6 protein-coding genes and 1 pseudogene are annotated in these 8151 nt (G+C 68.7%); 2 read left to right on the top strand and 5 right to left on the bottom strand.

The window, feature by feature from the left end; genetic code table 11:
* Positions 1-71 precede the first annotated feature (71 nt).
* Positions 72-392, top strand: a pseudogene (locus ACFYMC_RS18915) (hypothetical protein); the annotation flags it as partial.
* A 64-nt stretch (positions 393-456) separates the two neighbouring features.
* On the opposite strand, the gene ACFYMC_RS18910 reads toward ACFYMC_RS18915, so the two are convergent.
* From ACFYMC_RS18910 to coxB, 4 genes are all read right to left on the bottom strand, one after another.
* Positions 457-1704, bottom strand: a complete 1248-nt coding sequence (locus tag ACFYMC_RS18910) for an Ig-like domain-containing protein (RefSeq protein WP_388526266.1) — start codon at positions 1702-1704, stop codon at positions 457-459.
* Positions 1705-1849: 145 nt separating this feature from the next.
* The gene (locus tag ACFYMC_RS18905; protein ID WP_388526263.1) at positions 1850-2248 is read right to left on the bottom strand and encodes a cytochrome c oxidase subunit 4; all 399 of its coding nucleotides are present in this window, start codon (positions 2246-2248) and stop codon (positions 1850-1852) included.
* On the bottom strand, positions 2245-3981 hold the full coding sequence (ctaD, locus tag ACFYMC_RS18900) for a cytochrome c oxidase subunit I (RefSeq protein ID WP_388526260.1): 1737 nt from the start codon (positions 3979-3981) through the stop codon (positions 2245-2247). Before ctaD ends, ACFYMC_RS18905 begins: the two co-directional genes overlap by 4 nt.
* Positions 3978-4949, bottom strand: a complete 972-nt coding sequence (gene coxB / locus ACFYMC_RS18895) for a cytochrome c oxidase subunit II (RefSeq protein WP_388526257.1) — start codon at positions 4947-4949, stop codon at positions 3978-3980. The genes ctaD and coxB overlap by 4 nt, the downstream gene beginning before the upstream one ends.
* Positions 4950-5288: 339 nt before the next feature.
* Between coxB and ACFYMC_RS18890 the strand changes: the two genes are divergently transcribed.
* Entirely contained in the window at positions 5289-6695 is a 1407-nt protein-coding gene (locus ACFYMC_RS18890; RefSeq protein ID WP_388526254.1) for a cysteine desulfurase/sulfurtransferase TusA family protein, read from the top strand.
* A 111-nt stretch (positions 6696-6806) separates the two neighbouring features.
* On the opposite strand, the gene ACFYMC_RS18885 is transcribed toward ACFYMC_RS18890, so the two are convergent.
* The gene (locus ACFYMC_RS18885) at positions 6807-7781 is read right to left on the bottom strand and encodes a carbohydrate kinase family protein (protein WP_388526252.1); all 975 of its coding nucleotides are present in this window, start codon (positions 7779-7781) and stop codon (positions 6807-6809) included.
* Positions 7782-8151: the final 370 nt, after the last annotated feature.

Below are 8151 nucleotides of genomic sequence, written 5' to 3'. Positions count from 1 at the left end.
CGCCCGCCCCCCCCCCCCCCCCCCCCCCCCCCCCCCCCCGCCCCGCGCCCCCCGCCGCCCCCCCCCCCCCCCCCCCCCCCCCCCCCCCGCCGGTGGAGTTCGTGGAGTGCGCGACCCTGGACGGCGTCCTCAGGGCTCTGGAGCGGGGCGGCGTGGACGTCTGCGTCCTCGACGGGGAGACCACCCCCGCGGGCGGCATGGGCGTCTGCAGGCAGATCAAGGACGAGATCTTCCACTGCCCTCCCGTGCTGCTCCTCATCGGTCGCCCCCAGGACGCCTGGTTGGCCACCTGGAGCCGCGCCGACGCCGCCGTGACGCTGCCGGTGGACCCGGTGGACTTCCCGGAACAGTTGGCCGCCGTGCTGCGCGCCCGCCTCTCCGTCGAGCACTGACGCAGCGCTCGGATCCACCGGGTGCGGCACCCGCAGGAGGTACCGCACCGAGGAGGGTTGGATCTCACACCTTCGGGCGCAGTCGGGCGGCGTCCTGTGGACCGCGCCCGTCGGGGGCGCCGGCCAGGAGCGCGCTGCCCTCGCGCCAGGCGTCCCAGTCGAGGTTCCAGTCCCCGAAACCGTTCCCGAAGGGGTTCATGTCCTCCCCGTAGCTGTTGATCACCTTGACGATGTCGCCCTCTCGGACGTTCTCGTAGAACCATGCGGCGTTCCCGGTGCTCATGCCGGTGCAGCCGTGGCTGACGTTCTCGTAGCCGTGCGAGCCCACCGACCAGGGTGCGGCGTGCACGTACTCGCCGCTCCAGGTGACCCGGGTCGCCCAGTACACCGGCAGGTCGTAGGAATCGGAGCTGCTGGTCGGGATCCCGATGCTGGTGCCGCGCATCCGTACGAAGTACTGCTTGCCCAGCACCACCTTGACCCCGTTGCGGGTGGAATAGCCCGGCTTTCCGGTGGTGACCGGAATGGTGTTGATCACTTCTCCGTTGCGCTTGAAGGTCAGCTGGTGCGACGCGGCATCGGTGATGGCCTCGATCCGGTCGCCGAACTCCAGCGTCAACGGGGCGGAGGCCGCCCCGTGCAGTTCGCCGACCCGGATGCCTTCCAGATTGCTGCGGACCGTGACCCTGCCGTGGGCGGGCCAGTACTCCTTCGGCCGGAAGTGCAGATTCTCGTCGTCCACCCAGTGCCAGACGCCCTCCACCCGGGGGCTGGACTCGACGAGCAGGCTCCGCTCGACCACGGCCCGTTGCGCCTTGTCCTTGACCGGCTCGCTGAGTTCAGCCGTGAGGGGCTGACCGACCCCGTAGGTGCCCGCGTCCGGGCCGAACGTGACCTTGAGCAGCTTGTGTGCCGGTGTGGTGTCGAAAGTCAGCGTGCGGCGGCCTGGGGCGCCCTGGGCGTCCTCCGTGCCCACGAGGACGGTGTACCGCGTCCCCGCGGCCATCGGGACGGTGCTGTGCCAACGACGGCCGTCCGCGCTGAGTTCGCCCGCGAGCCGGCGTCCTCGGGCGTCCTGGGCGAGCACGTCGGTGATGCGCCCCTCCTCACCCTTGGCCGTGACCTCCAGGGGGCGGTCGGGGTCCACCGGCCGGCCACCGGAGGGCTGGTTGAAGGAGACCATCTCGGCCGCGTCGTGGGGACGGGCCGCCAGCGGATTCTCCTTCGAACCACACGCGGACAGGCCGGCCCCGAGGGAAGCGACCAGCAGGGTGCAGCTGATGACCGTCCAAAGACGCGGAGATTGGCTCATAGGCACACGCTAGGGAGGGCGGGCTGACACGGCGCGCCGGGTGACTCCAAATGGGCTGCCGCCGCATCACGAAGGGCCCGAGCCCCCTGCGCTGGGGAAGCTCGGGCCCTTCGGGCACCGCTGGTCGCTGACGGATCAGCGGGTGCTACTGGTTCTGGTTCTCACCGCGGTAGTACTCGAAGACCCAGCCGAACAGTCCGATGAGGATGATCGGCGCGGAGAAGTACATCAGCCACCAGCCGAAGATGACGCCGCTGAACGCGAACGCGCCACCGATGGCCAGGGAGAGCGGCTGCCAGCTGTGCGGCGAGAAGAAGCCGAGCTCGCCGGCCTCGTCCGCGACTTCGGCTTCCTTGTTGTCCTGGGCCATCTCGTCGACACGCTTGGCCGTGAAGGCCAGGTAGTAGCCGATCATGACGGAGAGGCCGAAGGCCAGGAAGAGTGCGGTGGTTCCCGCCGGCTCCTTCGACCACACGCCGTACACCACGGCCATGGTCAGGATGAAGAGGGAGAGCCAGAGGAACATCTTGCCCTGGATCTTCACTTGCCGGCCTCCTTGCCCTCGGCGAGGGCGCTCGCACCGTGCCCGGCGTGGCCGATCTCATCGAGAGCAGCGATCTCCGGGTAGTGCAGGTCGAACGCCGGGGATTCGGAACGGATCCGCGGCAGGGTGAGGAAGTTGTGCCGCGGCGGCGGGCAGGAGGTCGCCCACTCCAGCGAGCGACCGTAGCCCCACGGGTCGTCCACCTCGATCTTCTTGCCGTACTTGGCGGTCTTCCAGACGTTGTAGAAGAACGGCAGGATCGACAGTCCGAGCAGGAAGGAGGCGATGGTGGAGATCGTGTTCAGCGCGGTGAAGCCGTCGGCGGCGAGGTAGTCCGCGTAACGACGCGGCATGCCCTCGGCACCCAGCCAGTGCTGCACCAGGAAGGTGCCGTGGAAGCCCACGAACAGCGTCCAGAAGGTGATCTTGCCGAGGCGCTCGTCCAACATCTTGCCCGTGAACTTCGGCCACCAGAAGTGGAAGCCGGCGAACATCGCGAACACCACGGTTCCAAAGATGACGTAGTGGAAGTGCGCGACGACGAAGTACGAGTCGGAGACGTGGAAGTCCAGCGGAGGCGAAGCCAGGATGACGCCGGTCAGACCACCGAAGGTGAAGGTGATCAGGAAGCCGACGGCCCAGAGCATCGGGGTCTCGAAGGACAGTGAGCCCTTCCACATGGTGCCGATCCAGTTGAAGAACTTCACACCGGTCGGAACCGCGATCAGGAAGGTCATGAAGGAGAAGAACGGCAGCAGTACACCGCCGGTGACGTACATGTGGTGCGCCCACACCGTCACCGAGAGGCCCGCGATCGCGATCGTCGCACCGATGAGGCTGATGTAACCGAACATCGGCTTGCGGCTGAAGACCGGAATGATCTCGGAAATGATGCCGAAGAACGGCAGAGCGATGATGTACACCTCTGGGTGTCCGAAGAACCAGAAGAGGTGCTGCCACAACAGGGCTCCACCGTTTGACGCGTCGAAGACGTGAGCGCCGAACTTTCGGTCCGCCTCCAGCGCGAAGAGCGCGGCGGCCAGGACCGGGAAGGCCAGCAGGACCAGCACACCGGTCAGCAGCACGTTCCACACGAAGATCGGCATGCGGAACATCGTCATGCCGGGCGCGCGCATGCAGATGATCGTCGTGATGAAGTTGACCGAGCCGAGGATCGTGCCGAAGCCGGAGAAGGCCAGACCCATGATCCACATGTCGGCGCCGATGCCGGGCGAACGGACGGCGTCCGACAGCGGCGAATAGGCGAACCATCCGAAGTCGGCGGCGCCCTGCGGGGTGAAGAAGCCCGCGACGGCGATGAGCGAGCCGAAGAGGTAGAGCCAGTAGGCGAACATGTTCAGCCGCGGGAACGCCACATCGGGCGCGCCGATCTGAAGCGGCATGATCCAGTTCGCGAATCCGGCGAACAGCGGCGTCGCGAACATCAGCAGCATGATCGTGCCGTGCATCGTGAACGCCTGGTTGAACTGCTCGTTCGACATGATCTGCGTACCCGGACGGGCCAGCTCGGCGCGCATGAAGAGCGCCATGACTCCGCCGATGCAGAAGAACACGAACGACGTGATCAGGTAGAGCGTACCGATCGTCTTGTGGTCGGTGGTGGTCAACCACTTCACGACCACGTTGCCCGGCTGCTTGCGCCGTACCGGCAGCTCGTCCTCGTACGAGGCGTCAGCTGCGGCGGCACCCTGAGGTTCGTTGAGGATGCTCACAGTTTGTTCGTCTCCGCATTCCGGGCCGGTTCAGTCTGCTCGATTCCAGCCGGGAGGAAGCCGGTCTGCCCCTTCTCGGCCAGCTCCTTCAGGTGTTGCTGGTAGCGCTCCGGGGAGACGACCTTCACGTTGAAGAGCATCCGGGAGTGGTCGACGCCGCAGAGCTCGGCGCACTTGCCCATGTAGGTGCCCTCCGCGGTGGGGGTCACCTCGAAGACGTTGGTGTGGCCTGGGATGACGTCCTGCTTGAAGAGGAACGGCACCACCCAGAAGGAGTGGATGACGTCGTTGGACGACAGGATGAAACGGACCTTCTCGCCCTTGGGGAGCCAGAGGGTCGGACCCGGGTTGCCCGTCTGGGGGTTGCGGTCACCCGGAACGCCCTTGGTGTAGACGCCCTCGGCGTTCGCCGGGAAGTCTTCCTTGTACTTGTCCGGGATCGACTCGAGTTCCTTGGACTTCGCCGCCGGCGTACCACCGGCTGCTCCGTCCACGTCCTCGATGTAGTTGAAGCCCCAGCTCCACTGGAAGCCGATCACGTTGATCGTGTGCTTCGGCTTCTCGGAGAGCGAAAGGATCTTCGCCTCGTCGCGCGCGGTGAAGTAGAAGAACACCGAGACCATGATGAGCGGCACAACGGTGTACAGCGCTTCGAGGGGCATGTTGTAACGCGTCTGCGGGGGGACCTCCACCTTGCTGCGGCTGCGCCGGTGGAAGATGACACTCCACAGGATCAGGCCCCAGACCAGCACGCCGGTGGCGAGTGCTGCGGCCCAGGATCCCTGCCACAGGGAGAGGATGCGCGGCGCCTCCTCCGTGACCGGGGTGGGCATTCCGAGGCGGGGGAAGTCTTTCCAGGTATACGAGCAACCAGTGGCGGTCGCCAGGACCAGGCCCGCAGTCAGCGCCTGCAGCAGCTTCCGCCGCATCGGGCGCCGCGGCGAGCGGTCGGAGCCGTAGGGACTCACGTAGCGCCTTCCCGAGAGTCTCGGCCCGCGCGGCCGGCTGCGGCCGTCTCGCAGGTCGGTCGCCGGCCCTGACACGGGCAGGGGTTTGGATGTTTATGCGGACCAAACCCTACTGGACGCTATTTGGGGGCGCGCGGGGAGGGTGCCCAACGCGCCGCTACGGCCCCCGAAGGGGTGGCTCCCCCCAATGGGGGACACTCACGGAACCCCCGAACCCCCTCCCGTACAGGGCATCTGACGGGGCCTGAAGCTACGCCGGCACTGCTTGGACCGGCACCGGGCACCACTGTCCCCGTAGCATCCGCCCGGCCGCGCCGACCAGCGGGTTAGCGTGGTCGGATGCCGTACTTCGACACCGCTTCCGCGGCCCCGCTGCACCCGGTGGCCCGCCAGGCCCTGCTGGCCTCGCTCGACGAGGGTTGGGCCGATCCGGCCCGGCTGTACCGAGAAGGGCGGCGCGCGCGGATGCTGCTGGACGCGGCCCGGGAGGCCGCCGCGGAGGCCGTGGGGTGTCGTCCGGACGAGCTCGTATTCACCGGTTCGGGGACGCAAGCAGTTCACTCGGGCATCGAGGGGGCGCTCGCCGGCCGTCGGCGCGTCGGCACGCACCTGGTTCTCTCGGCCGTCGAACACTCCTCGGTGCTGCACTCCGCAGCCGCCCACGTGGCAGGTGGGGGCAGCACGACCGAGGTGGCCGTCGGGCGCACGGGGGCCGTGGCCGCCCCGGAGTACGCCGCCGCACTGCGCGCGGACACCGCCCTGGCCTGTCTACAGTCCGCCAACCACGAGGTGGGAACCGTCCAACCGGTGGCGGAGGTCGCCGAGTCCTGCCGCGCGCGGGGGGTGCCCCTCCTGGTCGACGCCGCCCAGTCATTGACCTGGGGGCGGGTCGAAGGCCCCTGGTCACTGCTGACGGCGAGCGCCCACAAATGGGGCGGACCCGCCGGGGTGGGCCTGCTGGCGGTCCGCAAGGGAGTGCGCTTCTCGCCCCAGGGCCCCACCGACGAGCGGGAGTCGGGGCGCGCGGCCGGTTTCGAGAACATCCCGGCGATCGTGGCGGCGGCGGCCTCGCTGCGCGCCGTACAGGCCGAGACCGCGGCCGAGGAGGGGGCCGAAGCAGCGCGGCTGCGGACCCTGGTGGATCGGATCCGGCGCCGGGTACCGCGGCTGGTGCCTGACGTGGAGGTGGTCGGCGACCCGACACGAAGGCTTCCGCACGTGGTCACCTTCTCCTGCCTCTACGTCGACGGCGAGAGCCTGTTGCACGGACTGGACCGGGCGGGCTTCTCCGTGTCCTCCGGCTCCTCCTGTACGAGCAGCACCCTGACACCCAGCCATGTGCTGCGCGCGATGGGCGTTCTCTCCGAGGGCAACATCCGGATCTCCCTGCCCATGGGCACCAGCGCCGAGGAGGTCAACCGGTTCCTGGAGGTGCTTGCGCAGACGGTGGCCGAAGTCCGCCACTCGCTCGGGGCACCGACCGGCGCGACCCCCTCGGCCGCGGTACCGGGCGGGGAGTGCGACGCCCTGGTGGTGGACGCGATCGGGGAGCGTTGCCCGGTGCCGGTGATCGAGTTGGCGAAGGTGATCGAGGACGTCCCGGTCGGCGGGACCGTCACGGTGCTGGCCGACGACGAGGTGGCCCGGCTGGACATCCCGGCCTGGTGTGCGATGCGGGGCCAGGAGTACCTGGGCGAGCGGCCGGCGGACCAGGGGGTTGCGTATCTGGTCCGCCGGCTCAGTTGAGGGCTCGCGCCTGGACGGGCACCAGCGGCGAGAAGGTCGGGCCCCGGTGGCGCGATGGGCGGCCATCCGGGACGAAGGCGCCCGCAGCGGCTCGGGCGCGCCAGCTCGGAGTCAGGCCAGTCGGGCCTGGACCTCTGCTGCGGCGACCTCACCGTACGCCTTGGTGAAACGCTCCATGAAGTGGGCCCGGCGCAGGGTGTACTCCTGGGTGCCGAGGGTCTCGATGACCAAAGTGGCGAGCATGCAGCCGACCTGGGCAGCGCGCTCCAGGCCGACGTCCCAGGACAGACCAGCGAGGAAACCGGCGCGGAACGCGTCGCCGACACCGGTCGGGTCCACCTTCGCCTCCTCCTCGGGGCAACCGACCAGGATCGGCTCCTGGCCCGCCCGCTCGATGCGGACGCCGTGCGAGCCGAGAGTGGTGACGCGAGTGCCGACCTTGTTGAGGATCTCCTCGTCGCTCCAGCCCGACTTGGATTCGATCAGGCCCTTCTCGTACTCGTTCGAGAAGAGGTAGGTGGCGCCCTCCATCAGGGTGCGGATGTTCTCGCCGTCCATGCGGGCGATCTGTTGGGAGAAGTCCGCGGCGAAGGGGATGTTCCTGGTGCGGCACTCCTCCGTGTGGCGGAGCATCGCCTCGGGATCGTCGGCCCCGATGAGGACCAGGTCGAGTCCGCCGACACGATCCGCGACGGCCTTCAGCTCGATCAGTCGGGCCTCGCTCATCGCACCCGTGTAGAACGAGCCGATCTGGTTGTGGTCCTTGTCGGTGGTGCACACGAAGCGGGCGGTGTGCAGCACCTCGGAGATCCGGACCGAGGCCGTGTCCACGCCGTGCCGGTCCAGCCAGGCGCGGTACTCGTCGAAGTCGTAGCCGGCGGCACCCACAAGAACCGGACGGATGCCGAGCTGCCCCATGCCGAAGCAGATGTTCGGGCCGACCCCGCCACGACGGACGTCGAGGTTGTCGACGAGGAAGGAGAGGGAGACCGTGTGCAGCTGGTCGGCGACCAGTTGGTCGGCGAAGCGGCCGGGGAAGGTCATGAGGTGGTCGGTGGCGATGGAGCCGGTGACAGCGATACGCACGGCGTGGATGCTCCTGCGGAGGGCCGGAAGATGACAGTCAACGCTACCCGGTCCGGCCAGGGTGCGGTCGACCGGCCAAAACTACCCGATAGTAGGGCTTTCTACCTGTGGGTGGTCGTGCATACCGTGCCCCTACACGGGTCTCCCCGTTGTAGCGGGCGAGGGACCCCGAAATGACCCGGGAGCGTTAGGCATGCCGACCCACCCCCCGATCGACCCCTACCCCGCCGATCCGGCGACCGCGTACACCCTGGCCGAGCTGCGGGGTGACTGCGCACGGATGGCTCCCCAGTGGACGGGGTCCGTGGGGGGGGGGGGGGGGGCCCCCCCCCGCCCCCCCGCGGCAACCCCGCCCCGGGGCCCCCCCCCC

This window comes from Streptomyces sp. NPDC006879 (genome assembly GCF_042869595.1).
GTDB lineage: Bacteria > Actinomycetota > Actinomycetes > Streptomycetales > Streptomycetaceae > Streptomyces.
This window is presented reverse-complemented; position numbering and strand designations above follow the sequence as displayed.

Excerpts from the sequence above, each read along its gene's own strand:
- ACFYMC_RS18910 (WP_388526266.1), bottom strand. The coding sequence starts at position 1,704 with ATGAGCCAATCTCCGCGTCTTTGGACGGTCATCAGCTGCACCCTGCTG.
- ACFYMC_RS18890 (WP_388526254.1), top strand. The coding sequence starts at position 5,289 with ATGCCGTACTTCGACACCGCTTCCGCGGCCCCGCTGCACCCGGTGGCC.